The following is a 26,442-nucleotide window of genomic DNA, read 5'->3' as shown; positions in this document are numbered from 1 at the left end:
CCATCATTTTGGAAAAGCCATTTTGATATGTTCCTCGCAGAACTCCTTACACACATTGTTGCCCCAGAACAATCCCTCAAACCGCGTCAGAGCAATGGTATCCTCGCGAATCTCCACCAGGCCCGCCTTAACAAACTTATCGAACAGCTCCGGGAACATTTCCTCCGGGAAGATGCCGAATTTGCGTTGGAAGAGCTGGCGGTCAATAGCCGTGCGGCGCAGGCCCATCGCCAGGAACTGGTTAGGCAGATCGTCTGCCTTCACCTCGTAGCCTAAGGCAACCGGCAGGTCGCCGGATGTAACTTTTTTCACATACTCAGGGAGAAGCTTCACATTCTGGTAGGCATAACCGCCCACATCGCCAAACGCACCCAGCCCGACAGAGAGCAGGTCCAGATGATCGTCAAAATGCTTGCGGCTGTAGATATGATGTCCTCCCGGCCGTACAAAGTCATAGGTGGATTCGACCGCATAGCCCTGTGACTCCAGATAATGACAGGCCTCAACATACATCTGCTGCTCCAGTTCAAGATCTCCGCAGGGTGGAAGCTCGCCGCTGGCAATTCGTTTGAAGAGTCCGAAGCCGGGAATAAGCTTAAGCGGGAATAAGGTAACATGACCGATTCCCAGCTCCACTACCTTCGCCAAGTCCTCCAGCCATTCCTCCATCGTCTGCCCCGGCAGATTGTACATCAGGTCCAGGCTGACGTTGGAAATTCCGGCCTCTCTGGATTGCTGAATGGTGCGCAGTGAATCCTCACAGGTCTGAAGCAGTCCAAGGCGTCTCCCCAGCTCATCGTTGAAGGTCTGCACCCCCAGACTGATTCTGTTAACACCCAGGGCATGAAGCAGCTTCAGCTTGCCTGCGGTGAACGAGGCGGGATTCCCCTCAAAGGTGATCTCTTCGACACTGTGCATGGGAAGTGTAGACTGTAGCTGCTCGAACAGAGCCGTAATCTCTTCCTCATTAAGAACGCTCGGCGTACCGCCGCCAATGTAGAGCGCCTCCACCGAGGAATTGCGGATCTGCGGCGTGAAGCCGTACATCTCCAGTTCACGAAACAGCGCGGTCAAATATTCCTGGCGGGCTCCCTGCTCATTGAACGCCTTGGGATACGGGCAGAACGGGCAGATGGAATCACAGAACGGAATATGTACATATACCAGTTTAGAGCTTGCAGCGGCATCATTCAAGTTCATCATGGACGGCAGACGTTTGCTGTCCTCCGGTGCAACCGGAGAATTCCCCATGGGATAATGTCCTATCCCTATCTCCCGGAACGGGTAAGCCGGCTTGTTCATTCGATCAAGTCCTTCCTCCAATTGAATTCATAAGCATATCCTTATAGATGTGGCGCGATGCCGCCAGAGCCTTGGTGAGCAGATCTGTGCTATAGTCCCTGGACTGGTAAAAGGCCGGAAGCAGCAAGTTATCCGCCGGATGAATCACCTGCTCTTGCAGGGCGATATTGTACAGGGCGGTATGAGGATAGATCCGGATGCCTTGACTGGCCAGGATATAGACAGGATTCAGCTGATTGACCAATTGCACAGTCTCTTGCACCGTTTCCTCATGCTCCCCCGGCCCGCCGAACAGCAGCGATACCGAATACGGGATATGATATTGCTCCAGCAGACGCCCCAGCTCCAGCAGGTGTTCCGGGGTGAATTGCTTCCCCATACGCCGGAGCATACGCCCCGAGCCCGAATCGGCCCCGATATCCACGAAGCGGCAGCCGGTATGCTTCAGTGAGCGTATCAATTCTTCCGTAATATTGGCAGGCGTCAGGGCGCAGCTCCATTCCAGCGAGGTGCTTGTGCGGCCGATCTGCCCGCAGAACTCTATCGTCTCCTCCACCTCATGATTGAAGACACCGTCTACAAAAGTAATGCTGTTCACCTGATAGTCCGCCTGCACAATCCTCATGTCTTCCATGAACTGCTCCGCAGGAATCCGGCAGGCGCCGGAATTCATATAGCCCTCCGAGCAATAGATGCAGTGCCGGCTGCAGCCTCTGGAGGCCTGATAGCCCATGGAGGCTTTTTTGATGCGTGGGTTCGGGATGAAATACTGCGGAGAGAACAGCGACTTGGCCGGAATACGGCTGTACACCGGATGATAGGCAGGATCTGCATTCCTTACCGTACCTGTGTCCGGGGCCATTCCCCGTTCCAGATCATGGACGAGCCGGACAGCCTCCGCTTCGCCCCCGCTCCCCTTGATTCCGTAATCCGCCCCCAGCTCCTCGACCAGCTCACCCGGCATCACCAGCATCGCAGCCCCGCCTATCATTACCTTGGCTGAACTGCAAGTACGGCACACCTTCATGACTTCATGTACAAAAGACAGATAGCTCTCCGGCTGCTGAATCACCTGATTGTCGATGTTGCGCACCGAGAGGCAGATCAGCTCCGGCTCACACGCCCGCAGCTCATCGCGGAGGGCCTCCAGCGGCTCGGCCACAAACGCCATATCCAGAAAGCGGGCCTCGAATCCGGCAGCCTTCAGGGCCGAGTAGACCATCCCCGCCCCAACCGGAAGCACCGGCATCGGCTTCAGCAGAGTATTCGTAGACACTACCAGTATTCTCATGATTACGCTCCACCCTGTTTTTGTGAAATTAGATGAACATCCAGTCCGGGTTCCGCTCCCGGTAAGGGGCGCAGATACTATTGGCCTGCTCCAGCTTCAACTGCGGGGACATGAAGAACTTCGGATGGAGCAGCTCATCCGGCTCCGGGGAGCCGACATAGCTGTACATATCGGTGGACGGCAGAATGCGGATGCCGAACAGGCCGAAGATACGCTGAACCTCCAGCTCCTCCATCAGATCCAGTGTTTCCTTCAGGGTCTCCGGCGTCTCCTCCGGTCCCCCGATCAGTAGACAGAAGCTGAAGTCCAGCTCCTGGGCCCGGCAGAGCTGCACCACCGCCCGGATCTCGCCCTGCCGGAAGTTCTTCTTGAACGACCTAAGGCAGATATCGCTGCCGGAATCAATGCCAAATTCCACCTCCGTACACCCCGACTGCTTAAGCAGCCCGGCGAATTCTGCGGTGAAGAACCTGGGATTCAGGAAGCAGCCCCAGGATACAGGAACCGCGCGCCCGATCAGCTCCCGGCAGATATCCTCGGCATGCTCCAACGGGAAGTTGAACACACTGTCCACGAAATCGAACGATCCGATGTCATGCTGCCGCACCATCTGTTCAATCTCATCCACTACCCCCTTTGGCGACCGCAGGCGGACGGCCCTGCCCTCCAGCGACGGATAAGCACAATAGGTGCAGCTCAGTGCACAGCCCCTCTTGGTCAATACATTATGGCGCACCTTACGCTCGACATCATAGCTGTGCAGGAACCCGCTGCGGCTCGGGAAATACTCCTGATCCAGTTGCTCAGGCGCGTCAGGCGGCCAGTAATTCCATACCCCGGCCCTTGTCCTGAACATCAGTCCGCTTACTGCGGACGGCTCCTCCCCCTTCTCCAGCTGCGACAGGAGTTCAACCATACTGTCACAGCCATCGCCGACAATTCCATAATCCGCTCCCGTCTCCTGCAGCCATTGCCTGGGAAGGAGCGAGAAGCCCGCTCCCCCCAGAATCACTCCCGCCGTGCCGCTCCATTGCCGGACCCAGTCCACCAGAGCGCAGACCTGCTCTACGAAGCTCCGTGGATACTGCATACAGCAATTATCCAGATTACGGATCGACACGCCGATGTAGTCCGGTGCATAGGAATCCAGGTAGGAGGTGACGGCCTCCCGGGTATAGTCCAGCTGGGTCATGTCCAGCATCCCGGCTTCCCAGCCGGAAGCGGCAAGACTGGCATGAATATAGCTGAGACCCAGCGGGAACACAGGCGGCCGCTTCTCCGTATTCGCCGATATCAGCAGTACTCTGCCCATACTACTCCTCCCTGAGGAAATTGAGCATGGCATCCGCTACGGCATCCTTCTCCTCAAGAAACATAAAGTGTCCCGAACCCGGAACCGCCATCATCCGGGAGTCCGGCAAGTACCGGTTCAGCTCCAGCGCCTTGTGCAGCGGAGTGATCCGGTCCTCCTGGCCGGTTATAATCAGCGTTCTCTGCCGGATATTCTGAAGAATCGGCCGGAGATCGGGATGCTGAATCTGGATCATCAGACGGTGGGTCGCGGCAGGCAGCCTGGACCAGCCTTCCAGAATCCGGTGCTGCACCTCTTCATGACCCTCTGTGAAAAAATATGGAACCGCCGCCGCATTCGTCTGCCTCACGGTATCCGGCGTGATCTCTTCACCGTGGCTTGGCCGCTTGAACGGAACCTGAAAGGTGGCAGCGGCCCCCATAAGGACCAGCTTCTTCACCCGGCCCGGCTCCCGTGCAGACAGCAGCAGCGCCAGCGTGCTTCCCAGAGAATGTCCAACGATCGAGACCTGCTTCAGCCCCTGCTCGTCCAGCAGCCTGAGAATATCATCAACCATATCCTCTAGGGTGAAGGGGAGACCTGAGTACTCTGACTGGCCGTGTCCGCGCAAATCAGCGCACAGCACCTGATAAGAGGTCTGCAGCGACTGGGCCAATTCCCGGAATACGAGCGAAGAGTCCCGGTTGCCGTGCAGACAGAGAATCGCCTCCCCGGTGCCCTGGCAGCTGTGAAATAAAGGTACGCCCTTAGTCTTCAACATTTACTTTCTCTCCTCCCTTAGCACTTCCCCGTCCTGACTGCTCATACAACTACTTCGTCCAGATAGTCCACGACCCGGCCGATTTCCCGGCCTTCCGCTTCATCTACTGCAAACAGCCGCCACTCCTCCCGGCTGCGGCCCACCAGAATGGCTGGCTGGCCGGGTGCCAGACTGCAGCGCGAGGCCAGCTTATCTTCCCAGTCATAATATAGCTCGAAGCCGGGAACCGTCTGCCCGGTCTTCTCCTTTACGAATTCATGGGTAATGAAGTGCGGCAATTGTCCTACTCTTGCGATCAGCGCACAGGCGGCCTTGCCGCCGAACTGCTGCTCCAGCTGCTCCAGCAGCGGCCCGCAGCGGACGCTGGCCTGCTGGTCGCCGATGACGAAGATGCGCGGCCGCTCCGCTGCCAGCTCACCGAGTGCGATCTCTTCATCCTTGACGTTCTGCACAGTGAAGGCAGACCAAGGATCAGCCTGCATCCCGTGTTCCCGACTCTGCTCCATAGGGTCCTGCCCCCCGCTTCCCTGCCCTTGCCCTGCCCCCGACTGCCCGGGAAGGTCGAAGTAAGAGAATCCCAAGGAGGAGGCCACCCGCATCCCGACCGCCCGGGCCATCATCTTGGCCTCTTCCGCCTCTTCAATCGGTTTGCTCCAGGAGCGCTTGCGGATGCCTGGCTGGCCGTCATATTCAATCAGACTGATGCCTGCGCTGGCGATCATCGACAGCTTAATCGCCGTGAAGCAAGGCATCAGCGAAGCCAGTGCCCATTCATGCCCCGGACCTGCTGCGACAACAATCTGTCCGGCTACCTTGCCCGTGAACGCTTTGCCCTTCACCCCGGCAACCCGGTCATAATTGTAATACTCGAAGTCCAGATCCTCGTCGCTGCAAGGCTCGCAGCGGTCAATCCAGTTCTTCCAGACGGCCGGAAGCGAGAGCGCATAGACCGGGGAGGCGAAGACGAACCCGTCCGCCTCCTTCAGCTTGTCATACAGCTCCGTCAACTGGTCCTCCGGGTCCTTCAGCAGGTGGCAGTGCTTGCCGTTCATGCAGTTGCCGCAGCCGTCACAGGGCAGAATGTTGTAATCATTCAGCCGCAGCAGCTCCGTCTGCACCCCCTGCTCCGCTGCAGCTTCAAGCGCAACGGAGAGCAGATATTCGCTGGAGCTGTGATGCTTCTTCATGGACCCGGCAAGCCCGATGATCTTCTTCATCCGGCTGCCTCCTCTAAGTCCAGCTCAGCCGTATCGAACCCCAGCGCCCGCAGATCGCTAAGCGCGAACATCCGGAAGTCGGCCGGGGTACACAGCACATTGGCTTTGGCTACATCATATCGGGAGACCTGGCCTGTTCCGCGTGCTGCGGCAAGCTCCTCCGCCTTCTTCCGAATCTCGGTACTTGCCATATCGCGGATGAACTCGGGCTTACGCGCAACAATCCCTTCATAGAGGCTCTGGCCCTCCGCTGTCCAGGTTACCGCCGCTGCTGCACCAGAATCGAAGAAGGTGCCTGAAGCCAGCGCCTGAAACAGCTGCTCGAACTCCGCCAGAGTAGCCTCACCCGGCTTCGCCACCTGAACGGTACGGCTGGCCCATTCGGCACAATACCCGCATTTGTCGCAGTCCATCCGGTCGCAGCGCTTGGAACGGAAGCCTTCCAGGAAGCCGTCCAGGCTCTCATTGTCGATGCTTGCCTGGAAGCTGAACAGCAGGCTGTAGACCTGCCGCATTTTCTCAGACGGCGCGAACTCCTCCTTGATATTCTTCGAGAAGTTGGGCATTTCGAAATCGGCCTCCGCCATCCGCGAATTCAGCAGACTAAGCAGGTTGCCCTCATACTTGCGCCGGGAGTAGGACTCAGCCGTAGCTGCAATCTTCTCCGTGGTCTTCATGCGCTCGGTCAGCTTGAACTTGTGATAGCCCAGCTCCTCATAGAGATACATGTCTTCCGGACGAATCCACTGCGACTTCAGCAGCTCTTCGGGATGCTGGAGCTTGCGCTCCGTACAGCGCAGCATGTAATAATCCAGCGCGAAGCCATCGGTTACATGGTTGCACTGCGAGGCATGGCTCTGGAAGTTCGCATGATTGTGGCGCATCGGGCAATCCAGCAGACAGTCATTGGTCGCAATGAGCTGATAATCGAGCCGGGTATTCTTGCGCAGGCTCTCCAGGAAGGCGAAGTCACGGTTCCGGCTCTCGGGCAGGGTAACTTCGCTGACACCTTTTTCTTCAAAATACTGCGCCTGTCTCAGCGTGTTGACGTTCGCAAAGGTAGACAGGCTGATCTTGACATCCGGCAGCGCGGTGCGCACCATATCAATCAGCATGGGGAGGGATACCGTCACGTATTCCGGCTGCAGGGTACCGATCCATTCCAGCAGCTCGCGCAGACGGTAATGGAAGTCCTTGGTGGTCTCCAGGTTATCCAGACAAGTGGCATTCAGCAGATAGTTGAACTTGAACCCGTAGGCGTGAAGGAGCTTCACATGCTCCTCCACTCTTGCCCGGTCTATCGTTGGCAGCGCAAAGGTCGGCCGGCCCCCGCCCACCAGATCAGAGGATAATTTGCCATAGAATACATCAACATGCGAATCCTGCAGCAGCAAAGGTAACCGGTCATCGAAATTGGTGCCGACAGACAGCTTCATCACTTCAGCTCCTCCCCGGCAGCTTCGGCCGGTTTTTGCCCGCGTGCCAGCTTCACACGGCTCTCGAACGTCTGCTGGTTCGCCTCTGAGAAGAACTCCTTACATACATTGTTGCCCCAGACAATGCCTTTGGCGGACAGGCGGATCTCTTGCTCATCCGTCTCCAGCAGACCTCTGGCTACCAGGTCGTCGATCGTAGGACCAAAGATCTCTTCCGGCTGGTAGCCGAACATGCCGGTGAAATCCTCCCGCTTCACCGCCAGCATCCGCAGACCCTTGGCCATCATTCCGTGCATCGCCTCCAGATCATCCGCCTGGCTGGCAATGAAGACGGACAGGAACTGCTGCTGAAGCCGGTCGCTGTACTCCTGGATATCACCCTGATTGATATACATCAGCTTGTTGACATACCCGAAGGCCGCCGGGCCGTGCGCGAACAGATCCTTCTGCTGGGTATAGTACAAGAGGACATGCCGGTCCTCGAACCCCGGCTTGGCGAAATCCCACACGCTGTACTGGACATACCCCTCTTCCTGGAGCAGCCGCTTGGCCTCCAGATACATATCTACTTCCAGCTCGACACTGCCGGTAGGCGGAATCTTGCCTTCCTTGATCATTTTGAACAGGGCCGTAAACGGCACTACACACAGAGAGAATACCGTGATATGGTCAATTCCCAGCCGCACGGCTGTTCTTACATCCTCCAGCCATTCCTCCATGGTCTGCTCGGGCAGATTGTACATCAGATCAATGCCGATATTCTCGAAGCCCGCTTCCTTCGCTTCATTCAGCACCTCGAAGGCCCGGTGTGAATCGTGACTCATCCGCAGATGGTGCCCCATCTTATCATTGAAGGTCTGTATCCCAATGCTGATCCGGTTCGCTCCCTGGGCGCGGATGGCCTGCATTTTCTCCAGCGTCAAGGTTGCCGGGCTTCCTTCAAATGAGATTTGCGCATCCGGTGTCACCCGGTAATTCGCCTGGACACTCTTCAGCATCTCTACCATTCTCTCAGCAGACAGAGCCGACGGCGTACCGCCCCCGAAGGTCACTGCGCTGATTGTGGACTGGGAGCCATACGGTGAAGAGGCATAGATGCCGATTTCGGCCTTGACCGCCTCCATATACTGCTCCACCTGCTTCTCCTGGTAAGCCATCTTATTGAAGGGACAGAAGATGCAGACGGAGGCGCAGAACGGAACATGCACATAGACGGCACCCACATTATCCGCCGGAGGCGGGCCGCCAAGACCCATCCGTCCATAAATGTCAGCCGGGGCAACCTCGGTCACCGGATTGGGATAGTGGGACACACAGATCGGGTCTCTATGGGGATACACGTTGTAGAATGGCTCATAGGATGTTTTAACTGCCATGGTGGACACCCCGCTTCGATTCCAGCGCCGTCATTGCCGCAGCCAGACCGGAGGATACAGCCTCAATGCCCGCCACAGGCAGACAATTCATCACCGTCTCCGTTACTTCCTCAGCAGTTGCTCCCAGCTCGTAAGCCTTCAGCGCATGCAGCCGGATGCCGAAGGGAGAACGGTCTGTCACTACACAAGCCAGGCGGATCAATTCCCGCACCTTCGGCTCAAGCGTCCCCGTGTCCTCAATCGACTTGCACATGCTATCAAAAGCGGTACCCACCCGGGGATTAACTCTCATCAACATATCGCTCATTAGCTATACCCTCCTTGTCATTTTACCGAATGTACCGGACGCCCTTTGGCCAGCTTCATCCGGTGCTGTAGCCCGTAATCCGCATACTTCGCGGAGAAAAATTGCTTGCTGACATTATTGCCCCATATAATTCCGTCATCAGTCAGCCGAATCCCTTCGGCATCCTGAATCAGCAGCCCGTCCTGCACCAGACGCTCAATCGTATCCGGGAACAGCTGCTCCGGCTCCTGCCCGAACATCCGTACGAACTCCGCACGGTTAACGGACAGCATCCGCAAGCCTTTGGCCATCGCTCCGTGCGCCAGTTCCAGCTCGTCAGCCTTCTCCCCGCAATTGACCGGCAGCAGCCCGTCCTGCACACGGGTCATATATTCATTCAGATTCCCGCTGTTAATATACATATAGCCGTTGATGATTCCGAAGGCAGCCGCACCGATCCCGATCATATGCGCCTGCTCCGAGAAGTACAGGGTAGCGTGGCGGTCCGTCTTGCCCGGCTTAGCGAAATCAATCACACTGTACTGGACATACCCCGCTTCCAGCAGCATCTCCTTGGCAATGGTATACAGCTCGATCTCCCTGTAGACATCTCCGATCCCCGGAATCTTACCGTCAGCGATACGCGAGGCAATCTGGGTATGCGGCACCACACAGAACGAAATTACGCAGATATGGTCGATCTCCTGCTCGATAGAGGTGAGGATGTCCGCCCGCCACTGATCCAGCGTCTGACCCGGCAGATTGTACATCAGATCAATCCCGATATTGTCGATTCCGCAGCTTCGGGCATTCTTCACCAGCTCAAAGGAATCCTCGACACTATGGTACAGCCCCAGCAGCCCGGCCAGCTCCTCTTGGAAGGTCTGCACCCCTACGCTAATCCGGTTCAGTCCCTGCAGGGATAAGGCTTCCAGCTTGTCTGCCGTGAAATTCCGCGGGTTGCCTTCGATGAAGATCATGGCATCCTCCTCAACATGAAAGGCCTGCTTCATGTATTGCAGAATGCCGGTCAGCTCTTCCGTGGAGAGGCAGGAAGGAGTACCGCCGCCGAGATTAATGGAAGAGACTGTAATGCTGCCGCCAAACGGCGTAGCCGCATATCTGTCGATCTCCTTGCGGACTGCCGCCAGATAATCATCCACCTGATCCTGCCGCTTCAGATAACGGTTGAACGGGCAGAACGAGCAGGTAGCATCACAAAAGGGAATGTGCAGATACAAGGCCGTCGGCGTATCTTTGGTATTCACCTGATCAAGCTCCATCAGCGACCTTACTTCAGACTCTTCATGCTGAGAGACAGGCACCGGATAATGAGAGACACAGATCGAATCTCTCTCTTTGAACAATTCAACATATTGCTTCGCTCTGCTCATATGGAGCGGTCCCCCTTCATTTGGATTGCAGCATCCGGCCCGCATATGGGGAATCTTCGGACGGCTCCACCGGGATGCGGCGGATCTCCATGGTCATCTGGTTGCGCATATCCGGGCAAGCCGAGTGTACAATATTGCCCTCAGGGTCCCACGGCAGCTTCGCATCCATGTTCAGCGCCAGCAGCATAGGGAAGACCGCATGAAATGCCGTTCCGCAGAGATTGCCTGCATTCAGCGGGGAGACCTTCATAATATCCCCTTCTTTGTGCCCTGCCCGGCAATGCCCTTTAACGCCCGTTACCTTAAGTTCAAATTCATAATTCATTCGTAAACCCTCCTCATTGGATTGTGTGATTCGTTTCACTTAATTAGCCATACGCTACTCAACAATCGCCACTGCACGGACCCAAGCCGCCCCGGCCGCTCTGATCTTAACCGGAAAACAAGCCACCTTGAAGCCGTACGGAACCGGAATCTGCTCCAGATTCGCCAGGCGCTCCATATGGCAGTAGGTCTGCTCCCTTCCCCAGAAATGGGCCGGAAACAGATAGGCGTTATCGCCCGTCCGCTTATAATCGCCGATCATATTCTTGAACGGCCGGTCGAACCCGTAGCTGTCAATGCCCATCACCTTGATGCCCTGCCCGGTCAGATATTGCGTGGCCTCCCGGCTCATCCCCGGGTAATCCGTAAGATACCGGGGTGTACCCCAATGCCGGTCCGCACCTGTACGGATCAGCACAATATCCAGCGGCTTTAGCTTGTATCCGATCCGCTCAAGCGCCTGCTCAATATCCGGCTGCTCAATCGCTTCCCCCGCTTGTATATGCGTGACATCCAATACCACGCCGTCGCCGTAGCACCACTCAAGCGGCACCTGATCAATGGATGCTGCCGGCTTGCCTTCGCTCATGGAGCCGAAATGCAGCGGGGCATCGAAATGTGTCCCTGTATGCGTGGAAGCGGTGATCATCTCCATGTTCAGGAACTCTTCTCCCGGAAAGTCCTTCCGGCTTCCGTCGAACTGGCGGGCAAAGCGGTCTGCCCCCTCCTTATGGCCGGTCTGCTCGAACCCGTACGGGGCCAACTCGCCCGGATTCTCCTCCATATGCACACTTAGATCAATGAAATGATATGTCATGCCCTCACCTACTTCATAATTCTGAGTGCGTTCAGTCCCAGGATGTTCTGGACATCCTCCTTCTTGATCTCCTTCACCCCCATCATCAGCTTCATGGGCAGCGGAATGGCTACCTTCTGCATATAATTCAGCACTTCGGCGATGTTCGGCGTGACCGTCCAGTCCGAGCCCCAGAGGATCTTATGGCTGCCGCAGACCGAGATCATCTTGGCCAGCTCCATGCGGAACACCTTGGGATTGTTGTGAATGAGGATGTTGGCTACGGCCGTAATGGTCACATACATATTGTCGTGCCTGCCCACCATGTAATAGCACAGGTCATTCCAGGGATGGCCCATATGCTCCACAATCAAGGTCAGGTTAGGAAAATCCACCGCAACATCATCGAGCAGAATCGGGTAGTTATGCTTCATCCGAAAAATACTGCCCGGCGTAATCCCCGTATGCACGCTTACCGGAATTCCCAGCTCGCTGCACCGTTCATACAGCGGGTACAGCAGCTCCCGGTCGTTCAGGACGAAGCCCCCGTAATCATTGGGGTTCAGCTTGAAGCCCTGCATGCCGAGCGTATTAATGGCGTAATCCAGATCGACCAGCGCTTCCTTCCCCTTATAGGGATTGACGCTGGCGAAGCCGCGCAGCTTGTCGGGATGCGCCCGGACCGCTTCAGCGATTTTCTCATTGGACAGCACCTCATAGCCGTACACATCCTCGAAGCTAAGCTGATGAACCCAGCTCATCGCGATTTGATTCTCGGCCATACAGGCCAGATAATCCTCCAGCAGATTGTTGTCATCGACGAATCCATCCTGAGCCGCACCTACCATTTTCTTCAAGTACTGCAGATCGTCGAATCCTCTTTGCTTCTTGTAATCCGGGACGGTTCCGGCTCCAGCCAGACTAAGCTCCAGACTCTTATTCTCCTTGACGGCGAAATGGGCATGAGTATCTACAATAACAAGATTGCTTTTCACGTTGTTCTTCTCACCACTTTGCTTAGAATTAGCATTGCAAGCGCAGGACTCTAGACCTCTCTATGACCGATCTCCGGCCTTGGGGCCAGCGGTGCCGTGGCGAAGACCAGCTCCATGTCGCCCGGCCCCTCATTAACCACGCGGTGGCGCTCTCCCTTCCTCGCAATGAACAGGCAGTTCTCCCGAATGGAATGCGGGATATCTTCAATGAACGCCGTGCCTTGTCCCCGGACCACAAATACGGTCTCTTCGCCGTAATCATGGAGATGCTCCTTGATCTCTTCCCCTGCCTGGAGGAGCACATGGCCCATAATTAACTGCGTGGCCCCGATCGTTGCCGGACTGGCCAGCACACGCATCTGTCCTCCCCTGGCATGAACCACCGGCACATCCTCCAATTGAACCACTGTACTCGCGTACATCTGCTTCATCACTGCACTCCCTTATCCGGCTGATTTATATTCGGTTACACCTGTTGCTTCTTTTTTGCCGAGGCCCAGCGAGATCAGAATCGTCAGCACCATGAGTCCGGCGGCTACCAGATAGCTGGGATGCGTGCCGATCCTGCTGTAAAAGAAGCCGCCAAGCGTTGATCCCAGCGCAATCCCGACTCCCTGCAAGGTCCGGAAGGTCCCTAAGGCCGCGCCCATTTCCATCGGATTGATCTTGATGACCTTATCCGTAATAATCGTGTTGACCAGCGTGATAATTGGCCCCTCAGTCAGTCCAATCAGCGCATAGCCGAAGGTCAGCAGCCAGGGGTTGAAGTCAAGCGCATACAGCAGCACGAGCGCTCCCAGACAGATCGACTGGGCCCAGATCAGGGGCGCATGTCTGCCCACTTTATCCGAGATCCAGCCAATGAATACCGCCCCGAACGAAGCTACGGCTTCATAAGGAATGAAGAGCAGGCTGAGCAGCACCAGGGAAATATCCTGTTCCTTGGCCGCAAACGGCACCAGGAAGGTCGTAAACACACCCACCATGAAGCACAGGGTTCCTACAATTCCTGCCAGCAGGATTTCGCGGACGCCCAGCCACTTGAATGAACTTTTGAACGCTTGCCCGATGCTCTTGCTTGCATTCTTGACCCCGGTCTCCTTCAGCAGCACAGTCGTAACCAGCGTCGACAGCAGCAGCAGGGAACCCAGCACTGCGAAGGAGGTATGCCAGCCAAAATAATTGCTGAGCAGGCCGCTGAGTACATATCCCAGCACTGACCCGGCGCCAATCGCCCCCGACACAATGCCCATCGCTCTGCCCCGCTCTTCGGGCTTGCACACATCCATGACCACCGCAAAAATCGGCGTGGACACGAACCCTCTGGCGAAGCCGAACAGCAGCCACCCTGCCGTAAACAACATCACCCCGTGGGAAGCCGCCACCATGAACACGGCCACTGCTGACAGGGCCATGGAGGCAACGATAATCTTCTTCCGCCCATACCGGTCGGCGAAGACGCCCGATGGAATCGACAGGAACGTCATCACCAGCGAGGCAATCCCCGCGATGGTTCCAATCTCACCGGAGGTCATGCCGAGATCACTGCTAATCAGCGGTGCGATGGGGAAGATACTGACCATAATCGAAAATACGAGTAGAATATTGACGGCTAAAAGTGTGAAAATTTTGTTGTTGCTCATGTGAATCGTCCTCCTCACAGTCATTGACTGCTCTCAATAATGATGAATGCGGCAGCATAATCACCGTGATGACTGATGCTAACATGGATAGTCTCCTGCTGTTGTACATAAGGCTCCAGGTTCGGACTGCGAACCAGATAGGGCTGGCCGCTGGGGTGGTTAAGGAATTCCAGCCCGTTCCAGTCCAGCTCACAGTTCATTCCGGTTCCAATGGCCTTCAGCAGCGCTTCCTTGGCGGCGAATCTGCCGGCCAGGAATTCTTCCGCATGTCTTTTTTTACTGGTGAACAGCTCCCTCTCCTCCGGGGAAAAGTACTGCTGCATGAAATGTTCACCGCACTTCGCCAGCATCTGCTCCACAAAGCTAACGCTGACCAGATCCATGCCAATCCCTCTAATCATGCCTTCAAGGCAACAGCTTCCATCACTTGGGCCACTGTATAGGTTTTGAGCATCTTGCTCTCAATGAAGATGCCGAAGGCCTTGGCAATGGCTGTTGAGACCAGCGCCAGCTCTGTCGAGTCCAGTGCCAGATCCTCATACAAATGCGATGCCTCTGTAATCTCTTCCTCAATTCCAATGTCATCAATAATGTCCTTAATCTTCTCGAATACCATTAGATACACCCTCCCGTTAGAGTTAATGGACCTTACGCTTCCTTGTTCACAACCAGTGCCGAAGAGACGCCTCCCCTCCCTCTGGCGAGAATAAGTGAGGACTCCACCGCTATCCGGCTGCTGATTCCCGGCACAAAGTTCAAGTTATGGTCTGGAACAGACTCCGCCAGATACGGAAGACCGGGCAGCTCCCCGTGATTCATGGCAAGCACGCTCAGTGCGACGTCGAACGCCCCTGCGGCTCCAACCGTGTTGCCGAAGGAGGTCTTGGGACAGCCCGCCCATTTGTCTGCTGCACTGGCGCCGAATACCTCCTGGATGGCCGAGCATTCAATCCCGTCTTCACGGGAGGATGCCGCCCCGTCCAGGGAGAGATAGCCGATGCTCTCCGGCGGCGTATCCGAATGCCCGATCGCCAGCCGGATGGCTCTGGCACACTGCGCCACACTGTCCTCCAGCGGAGCCGCTTCCTGCCCGTCATTCGTGAATCCGAAGCCCTGGATACTCGCTCTCACCCGCCCGGACGCCTCACGCCGCTGGAGGCTGCGCTCCGATTCGAGGCAGAGGAAGGCCGCCCCTTCGGCTAACGCCATTCCGTTCCGGGCTTCTACGAACGGCCGGTAAGCTGCCTGCGGACTATCCGCCTTCAGGTTCAGCAGCCCCTCCGAGTTGTAGAAGGAGAGCGCCCACGGATCAAGCGGCGTCTCTGCACCGCCCACGATGGCCGCATCAATAATCCCGCTGCGGATGGCTCTGACCGCATACGCTATGGCAAGCAGCCCGCTGCTCCGGTCCGCGATGACGGTCTTGCTGTAACCCTTAATATCAAAAGCCAGCGACATATGCCCCTGTGCAGCAGCCGGAAACCAGTTGCTCGCCAGGTTCGGGTCAATGAAGGGGGCACCCTCGGTATGCAGGACGCGCAGGCCATTCCTTGCACTCTCCCAGCCCCCCGAGTTGTTGCCGACGAAGATGCCGATCCGCTCACGGCTCATCGAACCCAGCTCCCAGCGGGCATCATCCATGGCGTCCTTAGCGGCCAGGATCGACATCACAGAGAAACGGGAGCATTTCTTAAGCAGACGCTTCGAGATGACCCGCTCCGGTTCCATCCCTCTGACTTGTCCGGCGAAGGGAGGTGCGGCGCCAACCGTACCCTCAAGCTGAAGCGGAGTCATATAGTTGACGCCGCTCAGAAGCCCCTCCCAGAATGCCCCTGCGTTATTCCCGCAAGGCCCTACCATGCCAACTCCGGTTACGAACACTTTATTCTTCATGGGCTGCACATCCATTGCTCAGTCTGAAGCTTCCCTGCCATATTACTGAACTCGTTCTCCGTCAGAATCATCGCTGAATGGATGCCGGAGAACCCGCTTGCATTGGTCAGAATATGGTGCAGGTCACGCTTTAACGCTTGCTTCGGCACATAGTTCAAATCACAGGCCGGGTCCGGCTCGTCCAGATTGGCCGTTGGCGGGACATAGCCTTCGTTCAGGGCCAGCAGACAGTGAACAATCTCAATGGCGCTTGCTGCCGAGAGCGGATGACCCACCATGGATTTCGTCGAGCTGATCGGAATGGAATAGGCCAGGTCGCCGAAGGTTCTTTTGTAAGCCGCCGTCTCAAATGCATCATTCTGCGGAGTCGAGCTTCCATGCGCATTAATATATTGAATGTCCTCCCCTGTAAGGCCGGCATTCTTCAGCGCCTCGTTCATCGTCAGACTGAGCGCATCCCCGTTCTGCGGCAAATCCGTCATATGAAAAGCATTGTTCGTGCTGGAGAATCCGGTGACCTCACCATAGATGTTGGCCTGCCGGCTTAGCGCATGCTCCAGCTCCTCCAGCACAACAACCGCACAACCCTCGCTGAGCACGAATCCGCTCCGGTTCTTCTCAAAGGGTCTGGAGGCCCGCTTCGGATCATCGTTGAACTTCGAGGTCAAGGCACCAATCGCATCGAACGAAGCAATGGTCATGGAGCTGATCGGTGCTTCCGCTGCCCCGCAGATCATAATGTCGTGTTCACCTGCGGCGATAGATTCATACCCGTAACCGACAGCATCAATGCCGCCAGTACAGCCTGTTGACATCACCAGTGCTTCTCCCTGCAGCCCGAACTCATGCGCCACTTCAAAAGCTATATAAGAGAACATGCCCTGGCGGTACAGGTCATCCTGGCAGAACCCGTGATCAATCGGCCCCTGGCCGCCTTCCGTCATCCGCAGAAAGGTCTGCTCCGAGAACGGGGTATCGGCAATCGCATTGGCGATGCAGACCCCGGAACGCTCCCGCAGCTCCTTCGTGAACTCCAGCCGTGCATCGGCGACCGCCCGTACAGCGGCGTTGACCGCCAGTATACCCGGCCGGCCCATGCCAGCCCTCTGCGCTTCATCGGCCGTCCGGCCCAGATGCTCGAACTCCGGTATTCTTCCGGTGACCCGGCTTTTCAAGGCCATATGCTCATAACCCTGCAAGCTGTCATATCCAACCTTACACTCCAGGCTATTCCTCCAGAACTTCTCCAGCGTATTCCCTAGCGGAGTAAGCAGCCCCATTCCGGTGATCACAACTCTTCTTCCCGTCACATTCTCCATCCAGCCTCAGCTCCGAACCGTTTGCTTCTCGATATTGTGCTTGACTGCTGCCATCTGCTCCTTGGTCGTGCGGTTCAGATGGGCTTCAACCTGCTCTTCGGTGAGGCCGCTGGCGGGATCTACCTCGAACTCCTGAATCCAGGTCATGTACGTACCCCCGTCTTGCTCCTCATAGAGCCATTCCAGGTTCATATGCTTGAACGGCAGCAGCGGCTCCAGGCGCTTCGCGGTAATCCGGAAGTTCGGCCGGTCCAGCCATCGTTCCGATATCCATGAGCGCGAAGGCCGGTTACTCTCGGGATGAGTAGTCAGCTCAAAGCGGATGTAGGCGTCCCCCTGCTCCAGCACCCGCGTTTCCTGATATTCCGTGAATAAGTCTGTCCAGCCCGCAATGTCATTGGTCCTGTCAAATACGGTGATCCGGTCTGCATGAATCCAGATACTGTTCTGAATCGTTGCCACTATACATGCCTCCCCAATAGTATTAGGAACATCGTAACGCTAAAGTTCAGCTGGAGACATAACCCGGCTGTTAAGTTTGCGTTAATTTACAGTTATTCCTTTTTTTGCAGAAGCGCGGTGGATATACACAAGTGGAGTTTGTACATCTAATTTGGCGTCAGCGATGGATTTCCAGAAATAAGTTGGAAAAACAACACTTACAAGGCCCAATTTCTGCTGAATCCGTAAGATTCGGTGGAGGAGGTGTACTTTTTCCAACTGCTTCCCCATAACACTCTGTTGCGGAAGATTTAAGTGCCTTTTTTCCAACTCTCCTCCCTCTTTCACCCACGCCGCAAAAAAAAGACCTGACAATAAATTGTCAGATCTAGAGGCTAACTGAATATCCAATCCCGCGGCGGAACAGAATGACATCGCTTCGGCCGGCGGTCATCTCAATTTTGTGTCTCAGCTTATATACATACTGCCTGACAATTTCAGGAGAAGTATAGCTGTCCCACAGGTGGTGCAGAATCTGCTCGGTGGGGATATACTGGCCCTGGCATTCCAGCAGCAGGTCAAGCAGTTCAAATTCCTTACAGGTAAGTTCAATGACCGTCTCGCCGACTTTTAAGGATTTGGAGTGAAGGTTGAGCGCGATCCCCTTAGATCGTCTGGAGCAGGGGGTGTCCTTGCTTAGCCCTTCGTCAAACCAGCAGCGCAAACGGCTGAATAATTCATCCTGGAAGCGATGGCGTTCATATCTGCCGAAGAAAATGTGATTAGACGGGATTTGGACAGGAATGCCCTGAGTGCCGGTCTCCTCCACAATAATGAACATCTTCAGCGTAAGCAGCTGCTGCAGATATTGCATCGTATGAAGGAATCCCGGGTTGAAATCCGGAGTGCTCACAACTACACCGTCAAACCTCAGGCCTTCCTTCACAATATCAACCAGCGCATCAAGCTCCTTGAAATGAAACACCTTGCAACCGTACACCCGGGCAAAAAAAGAATGAACATTCTGAAACCTACAATCCTCACAAGGCTCTGTGGAACCCGCACAACATACCAGTGCAACCCGCATGCGCTTCTCCCCAATCCATTCTTCTCATCATTGACCTAATTTCACCAAGCTTCTTATTTCTATTTTATAGTATTAATTAGGATAAAAAAGGAAAAATATCATAGTTTTCTACTTGAAAAATGAACAAAAAAAGGGCCGCGCATTTTCGCTACGGTCCTCTGGGTTGCGGCAGCCCTCTATCAGCATTACTTACCCGCTATTTCTACCCCGTCTGCCTGCTTAGCCACAGGGTAATCGAAGCGTAGACGAAGCGCTACCAGGGCCGCCAGCATCAAAATCAAACCGGATAACATATAGACAAAGATTAGCGAGCTTTGCGCCACCAGCATGCCAGAAAGTCCTGTCCCGATCAGCGTACACCCGGTGAAAATTGGAGTGATGAGGCCATTAATCCGTCCGATATATTCGGCCCGCACCAAAGTCAGCATATATGTGCCAATTACAGTCTGCGTCAAAGCCAGGAACAGACCGGTAATCAGCCGCATCCCGCCTGTGAGCACCGGCCAGACCGACCATACTTCAATCATCGTCCCCGCTCCAAGCAAAATCAAACCGGCGAAAACCACCCCTTTGCCCTTCAGGCGGCCGGACAGGCTGGCGGCGATTATGGCCCCGATCAAGAGGCCCGATCCGGACAAGGCGGTAAACCACTGCAAGTCTGCTTCCGCCAATCCCAGCCGCTCCGTAACCAGGAAGATGTCGAGCGGAGCAGTCAATCCGGCTCCCAAGGCAAGGACGCCAAACATCACCATCAACACTTTCAAGTTGGCATGTTCCCGCAGGTAGAGCAGACCGCCCCGTAAATCCCTGACTACAGCCTGTACGGACAACTTTTCCATGGAGCGCGGGGAATCGGGCAGGAAGAACAAAAAGCAAGCGGAAAGCGCAAAGATTACCAGCAGGCTGCTTAAGGAAACCATAACTCCGAAGGTGTAGTACACAAAGGTGCCGAGGATGGGGCCCAGGATGATGAACAGCGAGCTGACCATCTGGGTCATTGCCATGGCAGCCGTCAACTCTTGTTCCGGGACATGAGTCTTAAGTAGCTTAGACGAGGAAGGCTGGGAGAACTGGGACACAATCGCGGAAATCATCGTCACAACAAACACCGCCTGCCAGTATCCCCAGGCCACCACGAATAAAATCGGCACAATGGAGAGAAAGCTTAGAATATCACCCCAGATCATGGTGCGCTTGGGACGCCAGCGGTCAGCCAGCACACCGCCCACCAGGGAAAACAAAAAAATCGGCGCGTATTCCACAACCGTAAGCAAAGACACAGCCACCGGGTCGCCCTGCGTCTGCTGCACCACATAATAGAGCAAAGCCATATTTCGCACCCATATTCCCACCTGCTGCAGCACATCCGAAGCCATCACCAGCAGGAATACCCGATTGCGCAATAATTCTTTCATGTAATTACCTCCTTCGTAGATAAAACCGACCGTTCGGTTTAATTATTCGCAAATAAACATGCCTGCCCGAGAAATTCGGTTCAACCACTCGAACAGGCTCCGCTTCGTTCACTTTTTCTGAATCCCCTCTAATAACACAGCCACCGCGTCTTGCGTATGCTGGTGCATCCCGTCTTTGGGGAACACTTGGGGGTACAGCGTCAAGCCGCTTAACATACTGGTGAATAACACAGCCAGCTTGCCCGGGTCCGCCTCAGTAAAAATCTGCTGCTCCATCCCCTCCCGGAATATCTCGGTGAATACTTCAATCTGCACCATTGAGATCTCGATCAGCCGGTCATGCACCTCCTGATAACCATCCTGCATATTCATAGAAAATTCTTCAGCGACCTTCGTCAGAGGACTCTGGAAGCTGTTCACGAAATGCAAGCTTGCTCCCATCAGTCTGCTTCCGACCTTCGGAAATTGGCGGCGAATCTCCGCCCACTCCTCCACCCATTCGCGGTTTATTTTCTCTACCATACTCACAAACAAATCATCTTTGCTGGAAAAGTGGTAATAAATGCTGCCCTTGCTGACCCCGGTGTGCTTGACGATATCCTCCATCGAGGTGGCGGCATATCCCTTCTGCACAAAAAGCTCCAGCGCCTGGTCAAGGATCAAACTCCGCTTTACCGAACCTTTGGGTGTACTCATTTCATTCCTCCTACATAAAACCGACTGTTCGGTTTAATTATATGGGGTTATATTAGGGAATGCAAGCCTGGAATGAAGACGATTCGTCTCGATTTTCTTTCCCAATGAGGATTAGATATCTTCTTATGCTATAATCGTCCACAAGATTAAACCATTCGATACAGGGGGTAGGCAACTTGGACAATATGGACCGAAAAAAGCGGTTGGATGAGCTTGCCGCAGCATTCAGCGAATGTCAACAAGCCTTATTTGCGATTGGAGATCCGACACGCCAATTGATCATTCTGGCCCTGATTGAAGGCAGCGGTGAATCCAATCAAGGGAGCCGGGTGGGTGAGATCGCCTCCAGAACCAACCTGTCCCGCCCGGCCGTGTCCCACCATATGAAGATTTTGAAGGATGCCCATTTCATTTGTATGAGACGGGTTGGCACCAGGAACTACTACTATTTAGAGGTTTTACACAGTGACCTGTTCAAGCTGAAGCAGCTTTTTGAGGACTCTGCGGCGTTTGTACACCAGCTTCAAGCTAGCTCTACACCAGTAATGAAAGAGGAAGGGTGACTCTGCAATGGAACATTTTGTGTTGAATAACAGTGTGGTAATGCCAAAGATTGGTCTGGGTGTGTATAACATCAAAGATAATAATGAAGACGCTATACTCTGGGCGCTCCATAACGGGTACCGGCATCTGGATACGGCGGCAGCTTACCGCAACGAGGAGCTGGTCGCCAGGGCCATCCGGAAATCAGGCGTCAAGCGAAGCGATATCTTTATTACGACCAAGGTATGGAGTACTGATCTGGGGCGGAAGACCCGTCAGGCGTTTGAGACCAGTCTGCAAAAACTGCAAACCGACTATATTGATCTTTATCTGATCCACTGGCCAGCGAAGAACTACCTGGAGAGCTGGCATCTCATGGAATCGCTGTACAAGGAGGGGAAGATCCGGGCCATTGGGGTATCTAATTTTGAGCAGGAGCATCTGGACAAGGTTATGAAGCAGGGAACCATCATTCCTGCTGTGAATCAGATCCAGACGAACCCGCTGCTGCAGCAAGGTGCGCTTCATGAATACATGGGCAAGCACGGGATACAGCATGTTGCCTGGAGCCCCTTTGGACACGGGAACAAGGAGATACTTGCCCACCCTGTACTGGCCGAAATTGCAGCCAAGTATAATAAAACAGCGGCGCAAGTCATCCTGAGGTGGAACCTTATGCGGGATATCGCAGTGATTCCGAAATCGGTCACTCCCGCAAGACTGCAACAAAATTTGGAAGTATTTGATTTTGCTCTGTCTGACGAAGAGATGGGTCAAATCGCTGCCCTGGATCAGAATAAACGGGGCTTTGTTGATCCTCAGAACAAATTTTACCTATGGACAACCCGTTTTATCCCGCTGTCATAAATTTTTCTGCACCAACTGCAACATTTCGCCTCAAATGACCATCTTAGTATATAGAGGTGATGCACAATGAAACCAACTAATCTAACGAAGCACGCAAAAAAAATGAGCATCGCGTGCGGAATCCTGGCTGCCAGCTTATCGTTTGGAGCGTCCGCGTTTGCATTTTCGGACCTTAAAGGAAATCCTGCCGAAACCAAAATCAATGCACTGCATAACGCGGGTGTGATCAACGGTATAACTAGTGATCTGTTTGCCCCCAAGGCTAAAGTGACTACGGCCCAAGCCATCCAGTTTCTTGTCAAGGGATTGGCGCTTGCCCCACAACCGGGGACGGACAGCAATGCTTCCACGGCCAGCAGTTTTTTTGACAATGTAAAAGATAATGCCTGGTATGCTTCCTCGTTCGCAATTGCTCAGCAGAGCGGCCTTACGCTGGCGAAGGATATCGACCCGAACGCGCCTATGACCCGGGCAGAATTCGCCCACTTATTGACGCAAGTCTTGCAGAGCAAGGGCAATTTCCCGGTCACCAAAATGTTCTTCATGATTGAGGATGGCGATAAACTCTCTCCAGAGGTTAATTACAGTCTCCAGGTCCTGCTGAACACGAAGGTACTTACCCTGGACAACGGCAAATTCCGCCCGGCAGATGTCATTACACGCTCCGAGGCTGCGGTGATGATCCATGATGCCGCTGATTTTGCCGCACGGGTGATCACTCCGAATAATCCGGTGATTGAGCCTTCTGAACCGGAGCCGGTTCCGGTCAATAACTACGTCTCGGATGTAGTCCTGGAAAAAGCGGCTGAAGGCGTCAACAAAGCCACCATCACCGTTGACAATCTGCCTAACCCAGGTTACGGCTTGGTAGTTGAGCGTATCGAGTTCACCAGTGCCACCAAAGCAGTGCTTTACTTCAAAGTCACCTTGCCTGACCCGGATAAAATGTACGCTCAGGTGATCACCAAAGGTTCGGTATCCACATATCTGCCCGCAGGCTACACCGCGACAGCAGAGCCTGTAATGGGTTCGCGCTGGCTGCAGCCGTCCACCCAGACTCAATAAGATGTGACGATCCTCCAAGGATGGATCAACGAGAAGTTAAAAGCAGTTCCCCACGGGGAACTGCTTTTTCTTAGTCTATCCTGCTCCGCCTACCGGTTCTGCCTAAGTCTCTTCCGGTAATCCATCGGCCGGCAGCCGTAGGTTTTCTTGAACATCTCCGTGAAACGGTTAACATTGCTGAAGCCGGTCATACCGGAGATCTCCATGATTTTCTTATCCGTGGTCTCCAGCAGGCTCACCGCCTCCGAGATCCGGTATTCGTTCAGGAAGTCCATCGGAGACAGGTCGAATTGCTTCTTCATGAAGCGGCAAAAGTACGACGGGCTCATATTGACCTGCTGCGCCATATCGGAGAGTGTGATCCGCTTGCTGTAGTTCTGCTGGACGTAGGCCAGCGTTTTTTTGGCCAGCATGGAACTGTTGCCGCCCCTGGACTGCCCGGGCAACCCCGTAGGCGGATGCTCGGCCGCACACTTCTCCAGACGATACAGCACCTCGAACATCCTCGCCTTGATCAGCATTTCATAGCCGTGAGCCTCCTGCTGATAGAGATCCCGTACTTCCTCCAGCAGTGGAATAAGCCGCAGCTTCTCCTCCAGCTCCCGCTTGATCAGCAGCGGATAACGGCGGTTATTCAAGAACAACGGGAAGACATACTGCTGCTGTATCTGATCATTCTCCAGGCTGGAGAGGAAATTGAAGTGCACCAGCACCGCGCAGAAGATAATCTCCTCCTGATTCAGCCGGATCGCAGAATGCAGCATATTCGGCTGAATGAATACCACCTCTCCGCTCTGCACGACCATCTTCTCTTGCCCCACATGGAACTTGGCCGCCCCCTTGAGCATGAACAGCAGCTCCAGCTCTTCATGCCAGTGGGAATACAGCACCAGATTATTCATGGGAGGTACCTTGGTCACATGCACGCTCATGCGGAACTGTCTGCTGCCATGAGTAAGCTTCTCTTTCATATCCTGAGAGACGGGCTCGCCGATGGGTTCCAGCAGTTCAAGCGTTTTTTTCACCGAAGTTCTCTCCCTCCCGGCCCGCAAGATGCAGCCCGCAGCATGACTCAGCCTTTCACTGCACCGATCATTACACCTTTCTCAAAATACTTCTGGATAAACGGATAGATAATCAGCACCGGCACCGTCGATACGATAATGACTGCATATTTGATCTGATCCGCGAACTGTTGGGCATAGCTGCCCGCACCGGCTCCCGCACCTGATCCGGCTCCGCCGGCGAACGCCTGATTGGACAGCAGAATATTGCGTAGGACAATCTGCAGCGGCTGTAAGCTATCCGTATTGATATAGAGCAAAGCGTTGAAGAAGTCGTTCCAGTGACCGACCATGTAATAGAGCGTAATGACTGAAATTACCGCCTTGGACAGCGGGACCACAACCGATACGAAGTAACGGAAATGCGAGCAGCCATCCAGGGTAGCCGCCTCGTGCAGCTCTTCCGGAATTGAAGTCTCGAAGAACGTTCTCGTAATAATCAGATTGTAAACGCTAATCGCTCCATTCACAATCATTACCCATGGCGTATTGAGCAGATTCAGATCCCGGATAAGCAGATAGGTAGGAATCATGCCGCCGCCGAAGTACATCGTGATGACGAATAGCGGCATAATGAACCTGCGTGCCTTGAACTTCCGCTGGGACAAGGCATAAGCCGCAGGAAGCGTAACCAGCAGATTCAGCAGTGTGCCCAGCACCGTGTAGATGATCGTATTCATATATCCCTGCCAGATCCGGGTGTCCTTGAAAATCTGCTCATAGCCGTAAAAATTAACCGCCTTCGGCCATAAAATGACCTGTCCCTGGTTCACCATGGTGGAGTTGCTGACCGAGGCGATGATGATGAAATACAATGGATAGGCGACCATCACGAACGCTGCAATGCTTATGACCGCGACCACCAGCGTATACAGCCTGTCTGCGATGCCGCCAGAGTAGTTCAGGCTCTGCGAATGTGAGGCTTGTTTGCTTGACATCCCATCCCCTCCTTACATCAAGCTGATTTTTGAAGTTTTTTTGGCCAGTGCATTCGCCAGCATCAGGAACGTAAAGTTAATCAGGGTGTTGAATAGTCCGACCGCTGAACCAAAGCTGAACTGGTTGGATTTCACGCCTACGTTGAACACATACGTGGAGATGACCTCCGAGACCGGTTTGTTGAGACTGTTTTGCATCAGAAAAGTCTTCTCGAAGCCCACGCTGAGGATGCTGCCCATATTCATAATTAGCAGGATGATAATGGTCGGCAGGATGGCCGGAAGCTCCACATGCCAGACCGTCTGCCAGCGGTTGGCCCCGTCAATTCTGGCAGCATCGTACTGCTGTGAATCCACCGAGGAGAGGGCCGCGATGAAGATAATGCTGTTCCAGCCGCACGCCTGCCAGATGGCAGAGATCACATACACAGGGACGAAGGCGCCGGGATCACCAATAAGGTTCGTATCCGCAGGGATCAGATGCAGCGTTTTCAGGAAGCCGTCGATCAGTCCGGTGGTAGGAGACAGCATAATCTGCAGCAACGCTACCAGAACTACGGTTGAAATAAAGTAAGGCATATATACGGTAGTCTGGAGGATGCGCTTGCGTCTGTTGCTGCGGATCGAGTTGACAACCAGCGCCAGCAATATAGGCATCGGAAAGCCCAGCAGGATGGAGAAAAAAGCGATGATAAAGGTATTTCTCAGCGTGGGCCAGAACATCGGGCTGGTGAAATATTGCTCGAAATATTTAAATCCGGCCCAGTCTCCCCCCGTCAGCCCTTTGCTGAAATCAAATTCACGGAAAGCAAGCTGAATGCCATACATCGGACCATAGCAGAATATGGCGATATAGATAACCGCAGGAAGCACCATCAGCCATAGCTGAACATGCCCGGCTTGCTTACGTAACCATCCGTTCCCGCGAAGGGTCTGAGGCGGCACCGTCGTCTGTGCTGGTTTCATTTAAGAGCGCTCCTTC

The 26,442-nt window shown here is 54.6% G+C and carries 29 protein-coding genes; 3 read left to right on the top strand and 26 right to left on the bottom strand.

Annotated features, from left to right (window positions below):
* Positions 1 to 3: 3 nt before the first annotated feature.
* From hemW (KDC22_RS05810) to KDC22_RS05700, 23 genes are all read right to left on the bottom strand, one after another.
* Positions 4 to 1,302 (bottom strand): radical SAM family heme chaperone HemW, encoded by a 1,299-nt coding sequence (hemW, locus tag KDC22_RS05810; RefSeq protein WP_211722366.1) that lies wholly within the window; start codon positions 1,300 to 1,302, stop codon positions 4 to 6.
* Positions 1,303 to 1,306: 4 nt separating this feature from the next.
* On the bottom strand, positions 1,307 to 2,593 hold the full coding sequence (locus tag KDC22_RS05805) for a B12-binding domain-containing radical SAM protein (protein WP_173139895.1): 1,287 nt from the start codon (positions 2,591 to 2,593) through the stop codon (positions 1,307 to 1,309).
* A gap of 28 nt (positions 2,594 to 2,621) precedes the next feature.
* Complete coding sequence (locus tag KDC22_RS05800; RefSeq protein ID WP_211722365.1) at positions 2,622 to 3,905, bottom strand: B12-binding domain-containing radical SAM protein; 1,284 nt, start codon at positions 3,903 to 3,905, stop codon at positions 2,622 to 2,624.
* A 1-nt stretch (position 3,906) separates the two neighbouring features.
* On the bottom strand, positions 3,907 to 4,665 hold the full coding sequence (locus tag KDC22_RS05795; protein WP_173139899.1) for an alpha/beta fold hydrolase: 759 nt from the start codon (positions 4,663 to 4,665) through the stop codon (positions 3,907 to 3,909).
* 41 nt (positions 4,666 to 4,706) lie between these two features.
* Complete coding sequence (locus tag KDC22_RS05790; RefSeq protein ID WP_211722364.1) at positions 4,707 to 5,882, bottom strand: flavodoxin family protein; 1,176 nt, start codon at positions 5,880 to 5,882, stop codon at positions 4,707 to 4,709.
* Positions 5,879 to 7,318 (bottom strand): U32 family peptidase, encoded by a 1,440-nt coding sequence (locus KDC22_RS05785; protein ID WP_246553660.1) that lies wholly within the window; start codon positions 7,316 to 7,318, stop codon positions 5,879 to 5,881. Before KDC22_RS05785 ends, KDC22_RS05790 begins: the two co-directional genes overlap by 4 nt.
* Positions 7,318 to 8,694: a radical SAM family heme chaperone HemW gene (gene hemW / locus KDC22_RS05780; protein ID WP_211722363.1), complete on the bottom strand. Its 1,377-nt coding sequence runs from the start codon at positions 8,692 to 8,694 to the stop codon at positions 7,318 to 7,320. Before hemW (KDC22_RS05780) ends, KDC22_RS05785 begins: the two co-directional genes overlap by 1 nt.
* The gene (locus KDC22_RS05775; RefSeq protein WP_211722362.1) at positions 8,684 to 9,001 is read right to left on the bottom strand and encodes a carboxymuconolactone decarboxylase family protein; all 318 of its coding nucleotides are present in this window, start codon (positions 8,999 to 9,001) and stop codon (positions 8,684 to 8,686) included. The genes hemW (KDC22_RS05780) and KDC22_RS05775 overlap by 11 nt, the downstream gene beginning before the upstream one ends.
* A 17-nt stretch (positions 9,002 to 9,018) precedes the next feature.
* Positions 9,019 to 10,374, bottom strand: a complete 1,356-nt coding sequence (hemW, locus tag KDC22_RS05770; RefSeq protein WP_211722361.1) for a radical SAM family heme chaperone HemW — start codon at positions 10,372 to 10,374, stop codon at positions 9,019 to 9,021.
* Positions 10,375 to 10,390: 16 nt separating this feature from the next.
* Complete coding sequence (locus tag KDC22_RS05765) at positions 10,391 to 10,699, bottom strand: TIGR04076 family protein (protein ID WP_036723289.1); 309 nt, start codon at positions 10,697 to 10,699, stop codon at positions 10,391 to 10,393.
* Positions 10,700 to 10,753: 54 nt separating this feature from the next.
* A complete protein-coding gene (locus KDC22_RS05760; protein WP_211722360.1) occupies positions 10,754 to 11,515 on the bottom strand; it encodes a cyclase family protein in 762 nt (253 codons plus the stop codon).
* 8 nt (positions 11,516 to 11,523) lie between these two features.
* A complete protein-coding gene (locus KDC22_RS05755; protein WP_173139915.1) occupies positions 11,524 to 12,489 on the bottom strand; it encodes an amidohydrolase family protein in 966 nt (321 codons plus the stop codon).
* 50 nt (positions 12,490 to 12,539) lie between these two features.
* Positions 12,540 to 12,920: a cupin domain-containing protein gene (locus tag KDC22_RS05750; protein WP_173139917.1), complete on the bottom strand. Its 381-nt coding sequence runs from the start codon at positions 12,918 to 12,920 to the stop codon at positions 12,540 to 12,542.
* A 12-nt stretch (positions 12,921 to 12,932) separates the two neighbouring features.
* Positions 12,933 to 14,132: an MFS transporter gene (locus KDC22_RS05745; protein ID WP_211722359.1), complete on the bottom strand. Its 1,200-nt coding sequence runs from the start codon at positions 14,130 to 14,132 to the stop codon at positions 12,933 to 12,935.
* Positions 14,133 to 14,152: 20 nt separating this feature from the next.
* Positions 14,153 to 14,533 carry a holo-ACP synthase gene (gene acpS / locus KDC22_RS05740; protein ID WP_211722358.1) on the bottom strand — a complete coding sequence of 127 codons (381 nt, stop codon included), beginning with the start codon at positions 14,531 to 14,533 and terminating at the stop codon, positions 14,153 to 14,155.
* Positions 14,530 to 14,748 carry an acyl carrier protein gene (locus KDC22_RS05735; protein ID WP_173139923.1) on the bottom strand — a complete coding sequence of 73 codons (219 nt, stop codon included), beginning with the start codon at positions 14,746 to 14,748 and terminating at the stop codon, positions 14,530 to 14,532. The genes acpS and KDC22_RS05735 overlap by 4 nt, the downstream gene beginning before the upstream one ends.
* A 32-nt stretch (positions 14,749 to 14,780) precedes the next feature.
* Positions 14,781 to 16,025, bottom strand: a complete 1,245-nt coding sequence (locus KDC22_RS05730) for a beta-ketoacyl-[acyl-carrier-protein] synthase family protein (RefSeq protein ID WP_211722357.1) — start codon at positions 16,023 to 16,025, stop codon at positions 14,781 to 14,783.
* Complete coding sequence (locus KDC22_RS05725) at positions 16,022 to 17,344, bottom strand: beta-ketoacyl-[acyl-carrier-protein] synthase family protein (RefSeq protein ID WP_211722356.1); 1,323 nt, start codon at positions 17,342 to 17,344, stop codon at positions 16,022 to 16,024. The genes KDC22_RS05730 and KDC22_RS05725 overlap by 4 nt, the downstream gene beginning before the upstream one ends.
* A gap of 6 nt (positions 17,345 to 17,350) precedes the next feature.
* Positions 17,351 to 17,806 carry an SRPBCC family protein gene (locus KDC22_RS05720; protein ID WP_211722355.1) on the bottom strand — a complete coding sequence of 152 codons (456 nt, stop codon included), beginning with the start codon at positions 17,804 to 17,806 and terminating at the stop codon, positions 17,351 to 17,353.
* 81 nt (positions 17,807 to 17,887) lie between these two features.
* Positions 17,888 to 18,196, bottom strand: coding sequence for a hypothetical protein (locus KDC22_RS05715; RefSeq protein ID WP_211722354.1), 309 nt, complete (start codon positions 18,194 to 18,196; stop codon positions 17,888 to 17,890).
* Positions 18,174 to 18,770 (bottom strand): winged helix-turn-helix domain-containing protein, encoded by a 597-nt coding sequence (locus tag KDC22_RS05710; protein ID WP_211722353.1) that lies wholly within the window; start codon positions 18,768 to 18,770, stop codon positions 18,174 to 18,176. Before KDC22_RS05710 ends, KDC22_RS05715 begins: the two co-directional genes overlap by 23 nt.
* A gap of 287 nt (positions 18,771 to 19,057) precedes the next feature.
* Positions 19,058 to 20,287: an MFS transporter gene (locus KDC22_RS05705; RefSeq protein ID WP_211722352.1), complete on the bottom strand. Its 1,230-nt coding sequence runs from the start codon at positions 20,285 to 20,287 to the stop codon at positions 19,058 to 19,060.
* Positions 20,288 to 20,395: 108 nt separating this feature from the next.
* Positions 20,396 to 20,983 carry a TetR/AcrR family transcriptional regulator gene (locus tag KDC22_RS05700; protein WP_211722351.1) on the bottom strand — a complete coding sequence of 196 codons (588 nt, stop codon included), beginning with the start codon at positions 20,981 to 20,983 and terminating at the stop codon, positions 20,396 to 20,398.
* A 185-nt stretch (positions 20,984 to 21,168) separates the two neighbouring features.
* Here KDC22_RS05700 and KDC22_RS05695 point away from each other — a divergent pair, with 185 nt between their 5' ends.
* The 3 genes from KDC22_RS05695 to KDC22_RS05685 all read left to right on the top strand — a co-directional run bounded on the left by KDC22_RS05695 (position 21,169) and on the right by KDC22_RS05685 (position 23,458).
* Positions 21,169 to 21,546, top strand: a complete 378-nt coding sequence (locus KDC22_RS05695; RefSeq protein ID WP_211723900.1) for an ArsR/SmtB family transcription factor — start codon at positions 21,169 to 21,171, stop codon at positions 21,544 to 21,546.
* Positions 21,547 to 21,553: 7 nt separating this feature from the next.
* On the top strand, positions 21,554 to 22,393 hold the full coding sequence (locus KDC22_RS05690; RefSeq protein WP_211722350.1) for an aldo/keto reductase: 840 nt from the start codon (positions 21,554 to 21,556) through the stop codon (positions 22,391 to 22,393).
* 66 nt (positions 22,394 to 22,459) lie between these two features.
* Entirely contained in the window at positions 22,460 to 23,458 is a 999-nt protein-coding gene (locus KDC22_RS05685) for an S-layer homology domain-containing protein (RefSeq protein WP_211722349.1), read from the top strand.
* A gap of 89 nt (positions 23,459 to 23,547) precedes the next feature.
* Here the strand turns inward: KDC22_RS05685 and KDC22_RS05680 are convergent, their stop codons facing one another.
* The 3 genes from KDC22_RS05680 to KDC22_RS05670 are packed head-to-tail and all read right to left on the bottom strand — an operon-like array spanning position 23,548 to position 26,426.
* On the bottom strand, positions 23,548 to 24,483 hold the full coding sequence (locus tag KDC22_RS05680) for a helix-turn-helix domain-containing protein (RefSeq protein ID WP_211722348.1): 936 nt from the start codon (positions 24,481 to 24,483) through the stop codon (positions 23,548 to 23,550).
* Between the two features lie 47 nt (positions 24,484 to 24,530).
* The gene (locus KDC22_RS05675) at positions 24,531 to 25,460 is read right to left on the bottom strand and encodes a carbohydrate ABC transporter permease (protein WP_211722347.1); all 930 of its coding nucleotides are present in this window, start codon (positions 25,458 to 25,460) and stop codon (positions 24,531 to 24,533) included.
* 12 nt (positions 25,461 to 25,472) lie between these two features.
* Positions 25,473 to 26,426: an ABC transporter permease gene (locus tag KDC22_RS05670; RefSeq protein WP_211722346.1), complete on the bottom strand. Its 954-nt coding sequence runs from the start codon at positions 26,424 to 26,426 to the stop codon at positions 25,473 to 25,475.
* Between the last annotated feature and the right edge of the window lie 16 nt (positions 26,427 to 26,442).

The organism is Paenibacillus tritici (assembly GCF_018207515.1).
Classification (GTDB): domain Bacteria; phylum Bacillota; class Bacilli; order Paenibacillales; family Paenibacillaceae; genus Paenibacillus_AQ; species Paenibacillus_AQ tritici.
The sequence above is the reverse complement of the archived record's forward strand: the minus strand, read 5'-3'. Positions and strand labels throughout refer to the sequence as shown.